Origin of the sequence: Nannocystis bainbridge (genome assembly GCF_028368995.1) — a bacterium.
GTDB lineage: Bacteria > Myxococcota_A > Polyangia > Nannocystales > Nannocystaceae > Nannocystis > Nannocystis bainbridge.
The window spans coordinates 1,729,758-1,747,496 of record NZ_JAQNDL010000003.1 but is presented as its reverse complement, the minus strand read 5'-3'; the positions used below and the strand labels follow the sequence as shown (position 1 = coordinate 1,747,496).

Below are 17,739 nucleotides of genomic sequence, written 5' to 3'. Positions count from 1 at the left end.
CGGCGGCCGATCGTCTGCGGGGCGGTCCGGCGGAGGGTCCGCCGGGCAAGCATTGCCGATCCTTGCGGCTTCGCAAGCGAGCCGCCGCCAGGGCGATCGGACCTCCGCAGGCGAGGCGCTGCGCAGCTTGCGACACCCTGGCGGCGCCGGCCGGCCGGACGCGGTGAAAGCGGTCTGGCGTCGCTCGTGGCGCGACGTGGCCTTTGACACGAGCGCGGTCGACATTGCCGACTACATCGTGGCCATGCCGCAACCGCAGCCCACCCACGAGGTCGAGCCGAGCAGGGAGTTCGTGACCGCCGTATTGTCGCACGAGGAGTCCGAGCGATTGACCGTACCCGTCGTCGGCGAAGTCGATGTCGCGCTCGGGCTCGGCCAGCCGCTCAAGCTCGAGATCGACGCCGACGCCATCGAACTGCAGTTCGGGAGCGGCCTCGAGGTGCGTCCGGTCGAGCTACCCTCGGCGCGGCTGCGCCGGCTTTACATCGATCTGGTGGACGGCGTGGTCGAGACCGACAGCGACGGCCTCGGCGGCTTCGTGCCGCGCGCGGTCGCGGTCGCGCTGTGTAGCGTCCTGCGGCACACGCTCGGCTGGACCCCCGGCGGCAGCATGCTGCACGCGGCGGCGAAGCGGCTGTTCCCCGACCAGCCCGACGCGAGCAACCTGAAGTTCCGCCGCCGCTTCCCCGGCGTATCGGCCAGCCTGGACCCACTGGCGATCCTCTCCGTCGAGGTGCGCGGCGACGCGATCGAGGTCGCGGTGTCGCGGCCGCTGCTGATCCGCGCCGTCGGGCTCAGCCTCTCGGTGCTGCGCGTCCGCTATGATTTTGCCACCGCCACGGTCGAGGTCGTCAGCGCCCCGATCGGTCCGGTGCGGCGGGCGCTGGTCCGCGTCGCCGGCCGGCAGGCCACCAAGTGGCTGCGCAAGCGCCTGCCCGCGGCCATGGCCGAGCCCGGTTACGACCTGTTCGCCGATCCCGATCGCCGCGAGCACCTGCTCGAGCTGGTCCACAACCTGCGCGCCGACGACAAGGCGCTGCCGCAAGGCGAGCCGCTCGCGGGCGCCGAGGGCACGCCCGGCCACCCGAACGCGCGCGAGGGCGAGGGCGGCGCGGCCAGCCTGTTCTCGGGCACCAAGGCGGCGCTGGCGACCGCGCTGACGACCATGCGGATCTCGGCCGACAACCCGCCGGAGGCCACGCGCAAGCTGTTCACGATCCCGCTGGGGCCGTTCAGCTCGCTGGCGGTCGCCACCGATCGCGGCGGCGACGTCGCCTTCATCAAGGACGAGCAGGGCCTGCGGATCGACGCGCCGCGCGGCATCTACCTCTACTCCGATCAATTCCCCGAGCTCGCCGAGCTGCGGCTGGTGGGCTCGCAGCTCCGCTGGGGCCGCGACGACAAACCGGTCGTCGAGTTCCGCGCCGAGCCGGCGCTCGGGCCCCTGCTCGACGCGGTGGTCCAGCGCGTGTCCGATCAATACCTCGCGCCGATCGTGCCGGCCGCGTGGCTGCGCGACCACGGCGTGTTGCCGTCGCCCCACGGCAGCGAGCAGCACGTGCTGTGGCGTCAGCCGACCGCCGGCGAGCCGATCGTCGCGCACACCGGGACCGGCCAGTACGTCGAGCTGCGGCACACCGAAGAGGCGCTGGTGCTGAGCGCCCCGGGCGGGCTGTCGCTAGGGTTCCCGGGGTCCTGGCACGTGCCGCCGACGCAGCTGCGGCGGATCGCCTATCGCTGGGAGGACGGCGCCCTCGAGATCGACGGCGACCCGAACTTCGGCGAGTTCGGTCAGGCCTTGCTGTCCGGCCTGGCCCGCAAGGAAGGGGCCCCGCGCGCGCCGAAGTGGATCGGCATGCGCGGCGAGGGCGGGCCGAAGCTCGACGAGGAGCGCCTGGCGCGGTTCTCGGTCGAGGTGTTCGGGCTGTCGGTGCCGGTGCTCGGGCGCGTCGAGCTGCGCATGGACCCGCAGGACACCGCGGGCGGCTCGCTCGGGCCGACCGAGCTGACGATCCGCAGCGAGCGCGGCTTGTTCCTGGTCCTGCGCGACCTCGGGCTGATGCTCGAGCTCCGCAGCGCCCGCTACGACCTGCCGAAGCACGAGCTGGTGATCGACTCGACGCCGCCGGCCGGTGATTATCTGCAGGCGTTCGGGGTGGCCGCGCTCGAAGCGTTCGCGCTGCCGCTGCTGCGCAAGGTCGTGCCGCTGTGGCCCGACGCCGACCCGAGCAAGACCTGGGTGCTGCGGCAGGTCCTCGCCGGCTTCCTCGGCGAGAAGCTCGGCCTCGCCTTCGATCTGACGCTGCCGCCGGGCGCATCGGTGACGGTGGCCCGGGTCAGCGGCGCGCTGGTGCTCGGCGCGACCGCGCCGCTGCAGGTGCGCCCGGTCGGCGAGTCGCTGATCGGCGAGTTCGCGGTCGAGGCGGTCCGCTGGCGCCCCGACGGCGAGCAGATCGAGCTGGTGACGCAGCCGCCGGCGGGTCCGCTGCTGCACGCGCTGGTCCGTCGCCTGCACGCCCACTTCACGCCCAAGATCGTCATGCACGCGCTGGCCGAGCGCCTGGGCCTGCCGCAGGCCTGGCCGCCGCCGCCGCTGCCGCCGACGCCGACCTCGATGCCGCTCGGCGAGCTGGGGCTGCCGGTCGTCGGTCCGCTGACGATCCACGTCGACCGCCAGCGCCCGTTCGCGGTCCAGCTGCGCCGCGACGGGGCCCACCTCGATTTCGGCGAGGGCTGCGTGGTCCGCATGCCGGACCTGGGGATCCACGTCGACGCCCTCGCGGCCAAGATCTCGCTGATGCCGTTCACGCTCGAGCTGACCTCGCGGCCGGCGGCGGGCGAGCTCGACAGCTGGCTGCTCGGCCACGTCGTGCGCGGCATGCTGGCCCGCGTGCTGCCCTGGTTCTGGCCGGCGCGCCACACCACCGAGGCCGGTGACGACGTGCTGGTGGCCTTCGGCGCCAGCAGCTCGTGGGGTCCGATCGAGCTGACGACGGCCCCGGGCGGCGCGCTCGAGCTGAGCGTCGACGCCGAGGGCGTGGCCCTGCGCTCGACCGAGGGCATCCGCCTGGCCGGGGCGGCGTTCGCCGACATGCCGTCGTTCACGCTGCACGAGACGGCCTACCGGTTCGCCGACGGCTCGGTGCACGTCGGCGTGGCGGGGATCGAGGAGAAGTACTACCGCGAGCCGTCGCCGGTCAGCCCGCGCACGGAGCAGGTGCTGGCCGATCTGCTGCGCATGCTGGTGATCCCGCGGATGCCGGCGTGGACGCAGCGGCTAGGCCTGCGGATCTTGCCGCAGCCGCCGGCGCCCGAGCCGGATCCGGGGCGGATCACGGTGCTGCAGGCGCAGCTGCCCGGCGGGTTCGCCCAGGTGCGGGTCCACGTGGCGCCGGGCGACGTGCTGACGGTCAGCGCCAACCGCCGCGAGGCCGCGATCTCGAGCGAGCGCGGGCTGCAGCTCGACATGCCCGGCCCGCGCCTGCGCGTCGATTTCCACGGGGCGCGCTACCACCTCGAGTCGGGCGAGATCCAGTTCGGCGAGTTCGGTCAGCTCGAGAATGCCCTGGTCGAAGCGGTGGTGCGCAAGTCGCTGGCGGGGATCGAGCCGAACGCGACGCAGTCCGATTATTCGGCGGTGGCGGCGGTGCTCGACCGCTTCCCGGTCGACGACGAGGGCCGCCGCGTGCTTTATGACTCGAAGCTGGCCCGCGTGCTGCTGCCGGCGGACACGATGCTGGTGGTCCGGATCAGCGAGCACGGCCTGCTGGTGACGGCCGACCCGCCGATCGAGATCGACGGGGCGACGGTGCTCGACTACAAGTTCGCCGGGGTGTCCTACAGCTTCGACGACGCCCACTTCCACATCGACCTCGAGAAGGACGGGGTGCTCGCGGGGCTGCTCCGCGGCAAGATCGCCAGCGAGGTCGAGAAGCAGCTCGACAGCCTGGCCCGCCCGCTGCTGCCCGCTGCCATGCGCGAGCCCGGCTACCGCCTGGCGACCGACCCGGACCCGAAGGCGACGATCGCGGCGCTGGTCCGCACGGTCGTCGGCAGCAGCTGGTTCCTCTCGACCTGATCGGTTGACATGTCCCGAGGGTCAGGCGCCGGACGGCCACGCCGTACCGGCGCTTTCGCATGTCCGAAAGGACATGCAGCGGCGCGCCGTCACGTCCGTGTCCGCGGGTGGCGAGATGTCCGAAAGGACATAAACCGCCGGGTCGGCGATTCCCCGCGAGCGTTCACGAACTCCCAATCATAAAGTGTTCGAAAGGACAGGCACCGGCCGGCGCCCCACGACGGACCGGTGCCTGTCCAGCAAGCCAAGCCAAATAAGATGATTTGGGGCATGGCGCGCGCGGCGGCCATGCCCGGGCGGTCGCTCTCAGAAGTTGCAGACGCCGATGAAGGCGCCGACCTGCGGGACCGGGGCACCCTCGCGGTGGGCGAAGTCGTAGCCGAGGCGGACCATGCCGCCGACGACGCCGCGCCTGCCGAAGCGGAAGCCGACCCGGCCCTCGACCTCGACCATCGGCGAGAACATGCGGACGGCGAAGCCGCCGCCGACGCTGGCGAAGCCGCGGCCGCGCGCGCCGAATTGGGTCAGGCCCATGAGGTGATAGCGGTGGGTGAGCAGCCCCGAGAAGTAGCGCTCGGCGAGGCCGGCCGAGAGCGTGAACTGAAAGCCCAGCGCCCAGTTGCTGTGCTTGAGCCGGCCGCCGAAGAAGAACGGCAGGTTGACCGACGGGAGGTGGCTGAGGCCGAAGGTCGGCCCCGGCAGGAAGGCGAACACGAACCGCGGCTTCTTGGGCGTCGGCGGGGGTGGCGGATAGGACGTGTCCTGCTGGACATAGACCGGCGCCGGCGTGGGGGCGGCCTCGACGGCCGGCGCGGGAGCTTCGGGCGGCGCTTCCGGGGCGGGGGCCTCGGCCGGGGCCGGGGCCGCTGCGGGATCGGCAGGGGCGGCGGGAGCCGGAGGCACGGCGACGCTCCCGTCGGTCGGTGCTTGCACCTGTCCGAACAGACCTGCTGCGAGAGACATGTGCAAAAGAACAGAGGCAGCGATCGCGGAGAACATCATGACGCACCTCCGACGGCGCGGCGACGGCGGCGACCGAGGGTGCCGATCCAGAGCAGCGGCGCGATCAGCCACAGCGCCAGCGGCGACGGGTTGCGGGTGAAGGCACAGGCGACATAGACCAGCTCACGGTCGTAGTCGCCGCGCTCCAGGCGGAGCGTCTCGCCGCGGACGCCGTTCGCGGCGACCGGGGTGAGCGCGAGGCCCTTGTTCGTCGGTGGCATCTCGATCCGCTCGGACCATGGGTCGGGCCCGTTGACCACGAACACCTGGCCGTCGTCGTACATCGCCTCGACGTAGCCGCCCTCGCGCAGCCACGTCTGCTCGTGATCGAGCTGCAGCTCCATCCAGTCGCCGGTCGAGCAGCAGCCGTCGTCGCCGCGCTTGTACTCGAGCACGAGATCGTCGAGCGAGCCCGGCGCGGCGGCCGGCTCGGGGTCGAGGCGCGAGCGCACCACCGTGTGCTGGAAGGAGTCGTTGTTGGCAGGCGGGCCGTTGGTGTCGCACGCCAGCACGTAGGCCCGGTTCGGGATCATCGACCGCGTCGGCACGTAGCGGACGATCACGTCGGGGTTGTTGCCGTCGCCGACGTAGGTTGGATCGACTTCGCAGTGGTCGGCGCCGTCGAGATCGATGTCGACCGGGATCACGTCGTCGCCGCGCTCGAGTCGACAGTTCGAGGGCATGTCGAGCTCGTACGTGCAGCTCCGCAGCTCCCAGAACTGGGCGTCGATCGGGAACTGCCTGGCGGCGTCGAGGAGGTTGGTGGCCCCTCCTTCTTCCCACGGCGGGGAGTCGCACGAGAGCGCCGCGGCGGGCCGCTCGGGCAGGACGAACAGCGCCGCGCCGGCCATCGCGGCCACGAGGCGCGCGCGCGTCGTCGAAGAGTCAAAGACTGAGCTGAGCATGATCGGTCCGTCGGTGGAGTCGCCGGACCCGCCGGAAAAATTGCGGGCGGCGAAAAATCAAGGGTAGGGCCGCGGACGGGGGGGTCGCGCGGGTTCGGGCGAACCCGCGCGCCCGTGCGGCGGCGAGGCACGACACCTCCGGGTACCACGGCGCGTCGGCGAACGGTCACGATTCGGCGGGCTCACACCTCGCGCAGACGCGACGCGCGGCGGCCTGTGGAGTGACGAGGGACCGGCGCTCGAGCGACCGTTGGGCCCCAGGTTCGCCGTCGACTCGAGGTCGCGGGGACGCAGGCCGTGGGGCCTGGCGCGTCGCGGGAGAAGGTGCCGGCATTGGGTCCGGCTCCATGCGCGGCGCGGTGATGGAGCGATGCGCATGGGTGCTGCGGACCCGGCTCGAAAACATGCGGCGCAATCTCGCAGTGGTTTGCCTATCGTGGGGTCGCCGATGCCTGATCTCAGCCTCGTCCTCGCCCTCGTCCTCGGCTCCACGCTCGCCCCGACGGCGAACAAGCCGGGGCTTCAGCCGACCCAGGGGCAGCCGCAGCCGCAGGCGACGCAGGGTGGCTCCGCGTCGCCGCAGCTCGGGCCGGCGTCGAGTTCAAAGCCGAAGCTGGAGAAGCAGTCCGACCACCCGCCGGTCGAGGTCGGCCACGCTCACGGTGCGCCGACGGTGCCCGAGCAGTTCCCGCCGGCCGGGCCGCCGCGCCTCCTCGACAGCGCGCTGTTCGACGGCGGGTTCGCCAACATCGACAGGGGCGTGCTGCTGAGCTTCGGCGCCGCGGGCCGGCGCTACGAGGTGTGGGAGGTGCAGAAGAACGTCGCCATGGATCACGCGCTGGTGCTGGCATTCGACGCTGCCGGCCAGGAGCTGTGGCGCACCAAATTTCAGTGGGCCTCCGGCGAGGCGTGGGGCAAGCCGCTGGCCTCGACCGTCGACGTCGCCGGGGACTTCTATTTCATGTACGTCACCGCGGTCTCGTCCTCGCGCTACAAGTGGCGGATCGTCAAGGTGACCCGGGCCGGCGCGGTGGCCTGGCAGAAGACGCTCTACACCACCACGTGGGGCAAGGAGCCGACCTTCATGGCCCCGCACCCGCAGGGCGGCGTGGCCCTGCTGTCGGCCTGCAACGGCCAGGTCCGCGATCTCTATACTGCGCGGATCTCCGGCGCCGGCGACCTGCTCTGGGAGAGCAAATACGACGTCGCCGGCGAGAACAATTTCCCCAACGCGCTGGCCGTCGCCGGCGACGGCAGCATCTACATCGTCGGCGACGACGACGGGGGCATGCGCGTGCGCAAGTACGCAGCCGACGGCGCGATCCGCTGGACCTCCGATTTCGCGGCCCCGTCGCAGTACGCGAAGCCGAAGGGGCGCCACGCGTTCTTCGCCCCCGACGGGGACTTGGTCGTCGCCGGCAGCACCTACAACGGCGGCGGCGACGACTTCGTGTTCGTCCGCCGTTACGCGCGCGGCAGCGGTGACCTGCGCCTGAACTTCACCGCCAAGCTCGGGCCGCAGGAGGGCAAGCTGAGCGACGGCGGCCTGCGGGGCGTGTACGCGACCGTCGGGGGCGACGGCGCGGTCTACTTCGCCTGGGACGACACCGATCAGCTCGACAGCCAGTGGTGGCTGCGCCGGGTGACGATCCCGCTGGGCCCGGCCGACTCGGGCCTGGACGGCGTCCACACGCTGGGCAAGGTCGGGCAGGCGAAGCTGGCCGAGCCGCTGTTGCTCGGCGGCGGGCAGGTCAGCTGGACGAAGACGTTCAGCGGCGACGCGGCGATGAACGTCGAGCGCCTGGTATGGTTCCCCAACGGCGCGATCGGGGTGCTCGGCCGCGGTAAGCGCAAGCTGGGCAACGACTGGCGCGGCGAGACACGCGTCCGCGCGGTGTCGCCGACCGGCGGCGATTTCGGCCAGGCCCGCTTCGGCAGCCCCGGTGATTTTCATAATGAGCCGATCGCCTCGGCGCTCGGGCCCGAGGCGATCCTCCACGTGCTCGGCTGGCAGTACTGGCACGGCGACGGCTGGAACGACGAGGACGTGCTGCGCCTGCGCTTCCAGCTCAAGTACCAGCCGCCGCCGAACTGAGGCGAGAGAAATGATGGGACATGTTCTTTAGAACATGTCCCTGAGGGCTCACGAGAGCCGGGGCGCCCCGGCGATCACGGGATGTCGCAGATCTCGTAGCCGGGGCTCGGGCCCTCGCAGCTGATGCAGGGGGTGCCGAGGAAATCGTAGCAGTCGTCGACCGCGGCGAAGGCGGCGCAGGGGCGGGCGCCGGTGATCGGGATGCCGAGGGTGTCGAAGTGGATCTCCTCGCGCTGGTACGAGCGGGCGGCCGTGCCGATGTAGCCGCGGCCGACGTCGCTGTCGATGCCCTGCAGCCAGACGACGAGCTGGAACTGCTGCTCGGCGGCGGCGGCCTCGAGGGCGCAGGCGTGCGCGGCCTGCCACTCCTCGACGGTGTTGTTCCACGGATCGACGATCCCGCAGTCGATCACCTCGCCGCCCAGGACGTGGGCCCGCTCGGTGGTGATCTGGACGAGGTCGCAGGCGAGGCCGCTGGTGGTGGTGTCGCCGGTGGTGGTATCGGCGGTGGTGCCGGCCGTCGTGGGGTCTTCGGTGGTGGTCCCGGTCGTGATGCCGGTGGTGGTCGTGGGGTCGGGTTCGACGCCAGTGGTGGTGTCGGTGCTCGCGGCGCCGGTGGTTTCGGTGGTGCCCGTGCCAGGGTCGGTCGTGGCCGCGGTGGCCGCGGTGGTGTCGGTGTCACCGCTGTCTGGCGCGGGGGTGCAGGCGGCCAGCAGGAGGACGAACGCGAGGGGGCGAGAAGGACAAGCAAGGAGCATGGGCGCAGCCTAACCCCGACGCCGCAGCGGCGCCGAATCTTTGTTCTGTCGCGAACCGTGGCTCCAACTGCCACCGGAGGCGGCCGCGACCGGGTTTCGGGGCCGGCCGGAGCGAGCGTCGGTGTCACACCGACGCGATTGCGCGAGATGAATCTTGGGACATGTTGGAATGGACATGTCCTTGGGGACTCGTCGGAGGGCCGGGCTGGCGTCGGGCCCGCCGCGTCGCCTGCCTCGCCCTGGACATGCGACCAGTCCTGCCCGTTGGCTGCAGGTCCAGGCGAGGGGCTGTTAACCTCGGGCCCCGGGCCGGCGTCTCTGGCTGCACGGAGTCGCCATGGACATCGAGCTCGAAGCCATCCTGATCCCCCTCAGCTTCTTCTTCCTCATCGGGTTCTTCGTCCGCCAGTCGCGCCTGCGGGCCGAGCACGAGACGCAGCGGCGGTTCGAGCTCGGGGTGCGGACCCTCGAGCGGTTCAGCGAGCCCGAGGCGCTGGAAAAATTCCTCGGCGGGCTCGCCGGCCAGGAGTTCCTGCGCCTGCTCGACCAGGGCGAGCCGCCGCTGCAGCGCCGGCTGCTCCGCAGCGTGCAAGGCGGCATCGCCCTCGGGGCCCTCGGGATCGCGTTCCTGGTGCTGTCGGCCTTCGCCGGCTACGGCGACCTGGTGGTGCCCGGGACGCTGCTGTTCTGCCTCGGCGCTTCGCTTCTGTTGGGGGCCGCGGTGGCGTACAAGTTGGCCCAGCGGTGGGAGCTGCTCGGCGACCGCGCCCGCGGCCGCAGCGCCTCGCCGTACCGCGACATCGCGGGCTCGTGAGCGCGGAACCCATGGACGAACCCCAATTCCGGGCGCTCTACGCGGCCACCCACGCGCGCCTGTGGGCGTACGTCTACCGCCTCGTGGGCGAGCGCGCCGTGGCCGACGACCTGGTCCAGGACAGCTATTGTCGGCTGCTCCAGCTGCCGGCCGGCCGCGTGCGCGCCGGCGCCGAGCGGGCCTATCTCTACCGGATCGCCACCAACCTCGTCACCGATCACCACCGCCGCCGCACCCGCCTCGGCGCCCGCCTGCGCGAGCTGCTGCTGGCCCACGAGGCCGCGCCGCCGCGAGCGCCGGAGCCCGGCGAAGGCCGCGAGCTGCAGGCGATCTTCGACCGCCTGCCGCGGCGCGACGCGGCGCTGCTGTGGCTCGCGTACGTCGACGGCCACGATCACGCCGAGATGGCGGAGATCCTCGACGTGAAGCCCGCGAGCGTCCGCGTGCTGCTGAGCCGCGCGCGCGCGCGGCTGGCCGACCTCCTGCAAACCGAAAGCACAGACCCCCATGCGTTCGCCCCCATCCTCGCGCCCTCCCGCGGCCCCGGCTCCCGCGATTGAGCCGGCCGACGCCGACCCGCGCGCCCGCGCGGTGGCTGTCTTCATGGACAGCCTGGCCCGCAGTCCGCAGCCGCGGGCGCGGGTGATCGATCCGTCGACGCTGATCCGCCGGGCCCCGCTGGTCGAGGCGCTGACCCGCCTGCGAGCCCGCGAGCGCCGGGTGCTGACGCCCGCGATCGTGCTCGAGGTGCTGACGTTCGCGGCGGCCGCGGCGGTGAGCCTGCGGATCGTCGTCACGGCGCCGGCCGGCCCGCTGCGCCCGCTGGTCGAGGCGGCGCATCGGTTCGCCTGGGCGCCCACCGGGCTGGCGCTGCTGGTGGTCGCGCTGCCGCTGCTGTGGTGGCTCGCCGAGGCCCCGGCGCTGCGGCGCGCGCCGAAGTAAAGCGCGGCCGGGGCCGGGTGGCTCGGGGCCGAAGAACATGTCCTTTGGGATATGCTCACATGGACATGTCCTTTCGATAATGTTCGAAACGTCATGTTCTTGAGGTCGCTCCGTGGCAGGGCCCGTCGTCGCCGCGCTGCGAGGCCGCCGGCCGACCTCCGGGCCGCGACCTGGCGCGCGCGAGCGAGGCGTCGCGCCGCCGCGCCGACGAGCGGACGCGACTCGGGTGAGCCTGGAAGGCGCGCGCCGACGTCTCGATCGTGACAGCCGGAGGTGCGCGCATTCTCCCGTCGAATCGTCGCAGCGGCGTGTTAAGCTGCAAAACACGTCGCGGCGGCAACTTCTGGCCGGCGCGGCCGATCGTCGTGCGCGGACGTTCTCGCGCGAGGTTCAAGCATGTCAAGCAACGAAGCCGATACGATCCTGCCTCTGGTCCACCTTTACGCGCTGGCGATCGATACCCAGCAGTGGCACCTGTTCGACGAGGTGTTCACGAGCGACGTGATCGCCGATTACGGCGAGGGCGCGGTGTGGACCGGCCTCGCCACGTTCAAGCAGATCTTCGCCGCCATCCACGCGGTCTACAGCGGCACGCAGCACACGATGTCGAACACGCTGTGGGACTTCCAGGGCAACGAGGCGTGGGCGCTGACGTACGGGCATTTCCGCCTGATCAAGCCCGGGACCCCCGGGGGCGACTTCTGGGAGGGTCAGGGCTACTATGATGATCGCCTGGTGAAGGTGAAGGGCAAGTGGCGGATCCAGCACCGCATCAACCGCATCACGTGGGCGGGCGGCAACCCGAAGGTGCTCGAGACGACGCCGAACTCGCCCGTGGTGGTGCCGATCACGTCGCTGCACGACGTCGCCGGCGACCTCCGCTTCTTGAAGGAGCGCAAGCCGGGGAAGTGAGGGCGAGCGCGGCCACGGCAGCGTGGGGGTCGGACGGGCGGTCGTTGCTGTCAGGCAGCGGCCGGTTCACACGAGCAGGCGGGGCCGTCGCACGCGACGACCTCCGCCTGGCGATCGTGACATTGGGCGAGGCATGAATGTCCGTGATGACATGTCCATATGGACATGTCATCACGGGCTCATCATCCGCCGGCGAGCTGACGCGCACGGGTCTGCAGCCAGCCCGCCAGGGCCGCGGGCTCGCGCGGGAGGGGGTCGGCGGGCTGGACGGTGAGGTCGAAGTCGGCCTGGGTGAACGCGACGGTGGCGCCGTCCGGGTCGGCCACGAGGTTGGCGCGGGTCAGGGCGGCGTAGCCGTCGAGGCGGGCGGTCCAGGCGCGGCGCACGACGGCGGCCTCGCCGAGCACGGTGTCGAGGCGCAGCAGGTCGCCGGACTCGCCGAGCACGGCGAGCTGGTCCTCGCCGACGAACGCGAGCGCGCGGGCGTCGTCGGGCAAGGCGAGCTCGCGCCCGGGGTCGTCGGCGCCGCGCACCAGGAGGACGCGGCGACCGGCGACAGCGACCGCGAGGGTCTCGCCGCTCGGGCTGTAGGCGGCGGTCGGCACGGCCGGGAGCACGACGGGTCGGCGCGTGGTGGCGCCGCTGGCGAAGTCGTGCACGGCGATCGCGTCGTGACCGATGAGCGGGACCACGGCGATCGCGGCGCGCGGGTGGACGATAGTCTGCGGCGGCCGGTAGTAGGTGGTCGGCGGGCCCGGATCGATGGCGGCGATCTGGCGCGGGCCGTCGGCCGCGTCGGTGAGCGCGAACACCTGGCCGGCGGGCGTGAAGGCGATCGCGCCGTCGCCCGCGCGGGTGAGCACGAGCCCGGCGACCTGCGCCCCGAGCTCCCACTTGCGCGCGGTGGCGGCGACGTCGCGCCAGGTGAGCACGGTGCCGTCGGCGAAGCCGGCCGCGAACGCGGAGCCGGCGTCGGCCAGGGCGACGCTGGTGGTCGGCTTGCCCACCGCGAACTCGTGAAGCCCGGCGCCGTCGCCGAGGCAGGCCTCGCCGGCCTTGTCGACGAACAGCGAGCGACCGCCGCCGACGGCCGACCGGGCCTCGGGGTCGAGGAACTGCTCGACCGTGAGGCGATCGTGGCAGGACGCCGTGGATGTCCCGGAGAACATGTCCCGAAGGCGGGGCGAGCCCTGGTCGGCGTAGACGATCGCCTGGCGGCCATCGAGCGCCAGGGCGCCGACGTTCAGCCCGGCCAGGCCCTGCGCGGCCGGGGGCACCGGCGCGGGCTCCCACACGTGGATGTCGCCGAGGTGGGCGACCGCGAACCGGCCGTCGCCGGCGTAGGCGGCGTGGCGCGCGTTGTCGGCGTCGAGGCGGCGGGGGAAGCTGCCGTCGGTCTGCGAGCCGAGCAGCCAGTGATCGGGGGTGCGCACGGCGAGGCTGTCGCCGCGCGGGTCGACGACGACGTCGTACTCCTGCGCGTCGCCCCACTCGACGAGGTTGCCCGACTCGACCGGCGTCGCGGTCCAGCGCGTCGCAGCGTCGGCCAGAGAGCGCATCGACAGCGAGATCATGCCGGTGAAGTCGTCGACGTCGAGCACCAGGGCCCGGTCGTCGGGCGCGATCGCCAGGGTCCAGCGCCCGAGCGGGTGGACCTCCTGAGTCGCCGGGGTGTACGCGACGTGGCGCGGCGGCTGGTCGACCGCCCAGCTGACGAGGTGCGCGCCGCTGCTCGAGAACTCGAGCGGGCCGGAGATCGCCGGCGTCGCCAGCGACTGCTCGCCGGTGCGCAGGAAGGCTCCGCGGGCGGCGTCCTCGTAGGCGACGGTGCGGCCGTCGGGGCTGAGGGCCGCGGTCCGGCCGCGGGTGCCCGGGACGACGTCGAGCTTGGCTGGCTCTTGGGTCAGGTCCCAGCGATAGGCGGGCGCGCCGGCGAACCCGGCGCTCGACGTGGCCGGCTCGCTGAGGGCCGCCAGCGCCTCGCCGCCGGCCGACATCGTCCAGCGGTACTGCTGGATCCCGTGGTCGCCGCGGTCGACCATCGACACGTCGATCGCCTGCGAATGGCCCGCTCGCTCGACGCGGGCGCTGCGGCGGCCGATCGCCGCGAAGATCGGCGCGTCGCGGGCCACGACCAGGACCACCTCGCGCTCGCCCAGCTCGAACAGGCGCGCCCCGGCCCCGGTCTTTGCGTCCCACTTCCACACGTCACCGCCGACGTCGACGCTGACCAGCGCGCCGTCGGACAGCGCGACCACCTGCGACACCGGCCGCGCGTGGCCGTGCAAGATCCGCGTCGGCGCCCCGCGGGTCTCGGCTGCCAGCGCCAGCAGGCGGGCCCGGCGTGCGGATGTCTCATCGGACAGGTCGACCTGCGCCAGCGCGGTCAGGCTGCCGGCGAGGTCGCCGTTGAGCGCGGCGCGGGCCTGGGCCAGCAGCGACGCCGTGGTCTGCTGGCGGGCGGTCGCCAGCGCCGACTCGGCCTCGCCGCGCGCGGCCTCGGCGTGGGCCTGCGCGACCGCGGCGGCGTCGCGTTGGTGGTAGACGTTCTGCACCGCGTAGGCGCCACCGGCCACGAGGGCCACCAGCGAAGCCGAGGCGACACCCACAGCGGCCCGGTGCCGGCGCAGCCACAGGCGCACGACCTCGCCGGCGGAGTAGCGGTGGGCGTCGACCATGCGGCCGGTGAGGAAGCGGCGCAGGTCCTCGGCGAGCGCCTCGGCGCTGGCGTAGCGGTCTTCGGGGCGCGCGGCCATGGCTCGCTGGGCGATCGCCACCAGCTCGCGCGGGGCCTCGGGGGCGCGCTCCCGCAGGTCATCGACCGCGGCCTCGACCACGCGCGAGGCGAGCACGCGGCCGTCGACGTCGGCGTAGGGCGGGGCACCGGCGAGCACGTGGTAGAGCACCGCGCCGAGGGCGAACACGTCGCCGCGGGCGTCGACGACCTCGCCGCGGGCCTGCTCCGGCGGCATGTAGCGCAGGGTGCCGAGCACCGTGCCGTGCTCGGTCACGGTCGAGATGAAGCCGCTCGTGGGCGCGTGCGGGCTCGGGGGCGGGTCAGCGCTGGGCTGCGTGGTGTCCTTGGCCAGGCCCCAATCGATCACCACCGCCTCACCGAGCTCGCCGACCAGGATGTTGGCCGGCTTGAGATCGCGGTGGAGGACCCCGTGGCGGTGCGCGTAGGCGACGGCGTCGGCGGCCGCGATCACGTGCTCGATCAGCGCCAGCCGCTCGTAAGGCTGCGAGCGGCGGCGGATCTCGTGCTCGAGCGTCTGGCCCTCGACGAGCTTCATGCAGTAGTACGGCTCGCCGGTCGCGTGGCGGCCGATGTCGTAGAGCGGGACGATGCCGGGGTGCTGCAGGCGGGCCGTGATCGCCGCCTCGAGCGCGAAGCGGTGCTCGGCGGCCGGGTCGGTGCGCATCAACTCCTTGACGGCGACGTCGCGGCCGAGGCGGCGGTCGCGGGCGCGGCGGACCACGCCGAGGCCGCCGGCGGCGAAGGCCTCGCCGAACTCGTAGCGCTCGTCGTCCGCGGGCTGGTGCGGCGCGCGCGAGGGGCCCGGCCACGAGGTCGGGTCGGCGAGCCGCGTGGGGCTGCCGGCGGGTGTCAGGGTCGGCTCGGCCGAGGCGCCGAGGTCGGCCTCGCCGAGGTGGGCGACGAGGCGGGCCTGGGCGGCGCGGACGACGTGGGACGCGGGGGCTTGGGGGCGAGCGGTGGCGGGCATGACGAACTCCGTGGGTGTGGCCGCCAAGTGCGGCGACCCGACGGGCTGATCCCCGGCGCTAGCGAATTTATTTTCGCTGCCCGTCACTCCGGGTCCCGCCCGCGCGGCTCGGGGCCGAACCGGCGCTCGACCTCGACGCGGATGCTCTCCATGCAGCTCTCGAGGCCGCGCAGGGTGCGGTCGCGCAGGGCCGGGTCGTCCACGAGCTGCTCGACCGCGACGCGCAGGCGCGCGCGCGCGCGCTGCAGCCGGCGCGCGACGGTCGCCTGCGGGGCCTCGAACAGCGCCGCGAGCTCGGCCTGGGTCAGGTGCTCCCAGTCCTTGAGCTCGATGATCAGCTGATCGTCGAGCGGGAGGCTGCGCAGCGCGGTGGCGACGAGCCGCACCAGCTCGCGGTCGGCGAGCAGCCCGGGCAGCGGCTCGGCGTCGGCGGGCAGGCTGTCCTCGGTCGGCTCGAACCGCCGCTGCCGGCGCGCCCAGCCGATCAGGACGAAGCGGGCGACGCCGAACAGGTAGGCGCGGAAGCTGCCGTCGCCGCGGTAGGCGTCGCGCCGGCGGCACACGACCTCGAAGGTCTGTTGGGCCAGGTCCTCGCACACCGAGTCGCGGACCTTGCCGAAGAAGAAGCGATAGACCGCGGGGTAGTGCTGCGAGGCCAGCGCTTGCCCGGCCTGGCGATCGCCGGCGCGCCAGGCATCGAGGAGGCGGCGATCGGGGTCGTCCATCACGGCGAGCATAGCCCGCCCGGGCGCGGGGCGGCCAGCGGGCGCTAGACCTTGGCGTCGACGTCGCCCCCGCGGATCATCCGCAAGAACGCCTTGATGCCGGAGATGAGCTCGCGGTTGTCGGTGAGGCGGTCGAGGCTCTCCTCGAACTTGCGGGCCAGGGCGCCGATCTTCTGCTCGAGCTCGACGCGCTGGCGGTCGGTGCGGGCGGCCAGCTGGTCGTGCTCCTCGCGCAGGGTCTTGAGCGACTCCTCGAGCTTGACGACGACGTTCTCGTGGTGCGCGACCTGCCCGCGCAGCTTCATGACGTCGTCGCGGGGGAACCGGGTGTCCTCGGCGATCGCCTCGAGGCGGCGGCGGATCTGCTGCATCGAAGCGATCGCGGGGCGCACCAGACACGACAGCAAGTAGAAGCCGGCGAACGGATAGCCGAGGTCGGCGCCGGTGAAGACGGCGACAGCGAGGGCGACGCCGGCGGACACGAAATGAATCGCGAGGCTGGTGATCAGGGTCCAGCGCTTCACCCGCTCGGCGAAGGCGATCTGTTCGTCGGTGACCTTGATGCCGGCGTCCCGCGAGCGCCGCATCTCCGCCAGGACCTCGCGGGCCCGGAAGTGCAAGTTCCACGGCAAGGTCACCAGCACGACCAGCCAGATCAACGCGGCCCCGCCGGCGCCCCAGGTCAGCAGCACGCCGGGCGGGACGTCGCTCCACACGGCGACGCCGAGCGCGGCGAGGTAGGCGAGGATGAGCAGCGCGATCGCGGAGCCTTGCATGGCCGGAGCATAGCCCGCGCCGCTGCGCCGGTTCGCGGCGCGCCCGCTCCCGCTTTCGCGCGCGACCGATGACGTCTCCCGCGCTTTCGACATCACCGCGGGCAATCGCGGAGGAGCCCCGCGAACAGCTCGGGCTGCAGCCGCGTGTTCGGAGGAGGACGGGCGAATTTCACGGCCGGGCGGCTACCCGCGGGCGGCGACGCTCGTCATCCTTGCGGCATGACCGTCGCCGCCGAACCTTCCACCCTCGCTCCCACCGCGACGCGCGTCGCCATCGTCACCGGTTCGTCCCGGGGAATCGGCGCAGCCGTCGCTCGCCGCCTCGCCGCCGACGGCTTCGCGGTGGTGGTCAACTACGCGGGCCGGGTCGCCGACGCCGAGCACGTCGTCGGCGAGATCGTCGCTGCGGGCGGGCGGGCGATCGCGGTGCAGGCCGATGTCGCCGACCCGGCCGCGGTCGGCCGCCTGTTCGACCGCGCCGAGGCGGAGTTCGGCGGCGTCGACGTCGTCGTCAACAACGCCGGGGTGATCCAGCCCGGGCTGGTGCCGCTGGTCGACACCGACGACGCGCTGCTCGACCGCCTGCTGGCGATCAACATCAAGGGCACGTTTTACACGATGCGCGCGGCGGTCCAGCGGCTGCGCAAGGGCGGGCGGATCGTCAACTTCTCGACCAGCGTCGTCGGCCTCGCGCTGCCCGGCTACGCCGTCTACGCGGCCACCAAGGCGGCCGTCGAGACCATGACCCGCATCGTCGCCAAGGAGCTGCGCGGCCGCGGGATCTCCGTCAACGCCGTCGCCCCTGGCCCCACCGCCACCGACCTGTTCTTCGACGGCAAGACGCCGGAGCAGATCGAGCACTTGACCAAGCTCGCGCCGCTCGAGCGGCTCGGCCGACCCGAGGACATCGCCCGCGTGGTCAGCTTCCTCGCCGGCCCCGAGGCGGAGTGGGTCAATGGCCAGACCGTGCGCGCCAACGGGGGGATCGTCTGACGGCGCGTGACCGC

At 72.7% G+C, this 17,739-nt stretch carries 13 protein-coding genes; 7 read left to right on the top strand and 6 right to left on the bottom strand.

The annotated features are described in order from the left end of the window. Positions 1-244 precede the first annotated feature (244 nt). Positions 245-4,078: a hypothetical protein gene (locus POL25_RS32200; RefSeq protein WP_272090116.1), complete on the top strand. Its 3,834-nt coding sequence runs from the start codon at positions 245-247 to the stop codon at positions 4,076-4,078. 306 nt (positions 4,079-4,384) lie between these two features. Here POL25_RS32200 and POL25_RS32195 read toward each other — a convergent pair whose 3' ends face one another. Beyond that, complete coding sequence (locus tag POL25_RS32195) at positions 4,385-5,041, bottom strand: hypothetical protein (RefSeq protein WP_272090115.1); 657 nt, start codon at positions 5,039-5,041, stop codon at positions 4,385-4,387. Between the two features lie 35 nt (positions 5,042-5,076). After that, the gene (locus tag POL25_RS32190; RefSeq protein WP_272090114.1) at positions 5,077-5,985 is read right to left on the bottom strand and encodes a hypothetical protein; all 909 of its coding nucleotides are present in this window, start codon (positions 5,983-5,985) and stop codon (positions 5,077-5,079) included. A gap of 448 nt (positions 5,986-6,433) precedes the next feature. Between POL25_RS32190 and POL25_RS32185 the strand changes: the two genes are divergently transcribed. Further along, on the top strand, positions 6,434-8,080 hold the full coding sequence (locus POL25_RS32185) for an NHL repeat-containing protein (RefSeq protein ID WP_272090113.1): 1,647 nt from the start codon (positions 6,434-6,436) through the stop codon (positions 8,078-8,080). 74 nt (positions 8,081-8,154) lie between these two features. On the opposite strand, the gene POL25_RS32180 is transcribed toward POL25_RS32185, so the two are convergent. Next, positions 8,155-8,838, bottom strand: coding sequence for a hypothetical protein (locus POL25_RS32180; protein WP_272090112.1), 684 nt, complete (start codon positions 8,836-8,838; stop codon positions 8,155-8,157). Between the two features lie 337 nt (positions 8,839-9,175). Here POL25_RS32180 and POL25_RS32175 point away from each other — a divergent pair, with 337 nt between their 5' ends. The 4 genes from POL25_RS32175 to POL25_RS32160 all read left to right on the top strand — a co-directional run bounded on the left by POL25_RS32175 (position 9,176) and on the right by POL25_RS32160 (position 11,506). After that, positions 9,176-9,652 carry a hypothetical protein gene (locus POL25_RS32175; protein ID WP_272090111.1) on the top strand — a complete coding sequence of 159 codons (477 nt, stop codon included), beginning with the start codon at positions 9,176-9,178 and terminating at the stop codon, positions 9,650-9,652. 11 nt (positions 9,653-9,663) lie between these two features. Then, on the top strand, positions 9,664-10,212 hold the full coding sequence (locus POL25_RS32170; protein WP_272090110.1) for an RNA polymerase sigma factor: 549 nt from the start codon (positions 9,664-9,666) through the stop codon (positions 10,210-10,212). A gap of 31 nt (positions 10,213-10,243) precedes the next feature. Then, the gene (locus POL25_RS32165; RefSeq protein WP_272090109.1) at positions 10,244-10,594 is read left to right on the top strand and encodes a hypothetical protein; all 351 of its coding nucleotides are present in this window, start codon (positions 10,244-10,246) and stop codon (positions 10,592-10,594) included. 396 nt (positions 10,595-10,990) lie between these two features. Further along, on the top strand, positions 10,991-11,506 hold the full coding sequence (locus POL25_RS32160; RefSeq protein ID WP_272090108.1) for a nuclear transport factor 2 family protein: 516 nt from the start codon (positions 10,991-10,993) through the stop codon (positions 11,504-11,506). A gap of 182 nt (positions 11,507-11,688) precedes the next feature. Here POL25_RS32160 and POL25_RS32155 read toward each other — a convergent pair whose 3' ends face one another. The 3 genes from POL25_RS32155 to POL25_RS32145 form a co-directional block, all read right to left on the bottom strand. Next, positions 11,689-15,231 carry a serine/threonine-protein kinase gene (locus tag POL25_RS32155; RefSeq protein ID WP_272090107.1) on the bottom strand — a complete coding sequence of 1,181 codons (3,543 nt, stop codon included), beginning with the start codon at positions 15,229-15,231 and terminating at the stop codon, positions 11,689-11,691. Positions 15,232-15,314: 83 nt separating this feature from the next. Beyond that, positions 15,315-15,956, bottom strand: a complete 642-nt coding sequence (locus POL25_RS32150) for an RNA polymerase sigma factor (RefSeq protein ID WP_272090106.1) — start codon at positions 15,954-15,956, stop codon at positions 15,315-15,317. A gap of 44 nt (positions 15,957-16,000) precedes the next feature. Further along, the gene (locus POL25_RS32145) at positions 16,001-16,732 is read right to left on the bottom strand and encodes a hypothetical protein (RefSeq protein WP_272090105.1); all 732 of its coding nucleotides are present in this window, start codon (positions 16,730-16,732) and stop codon (positions 16,001-16,003) included. A 219-nt stretch (positions 16,733-16,951) separates the two neighbouring features. On the opposite strand from POL25_RS32145, the gene POL25_RS32140 reads away from it, so the two are divergent. Further along, a complete protein-coding gene (locus POL25_RS32140) occupies positions 16,952-17,725 on the top strand; it encodes an SDR family oxidoreductase (RefSeq protein WP_272090104.1) in 774 nt (257 codons plus the stop codon). The last annotated feature ends 14 nt before the right edge of the window (positions 17,726-17,739 follow it).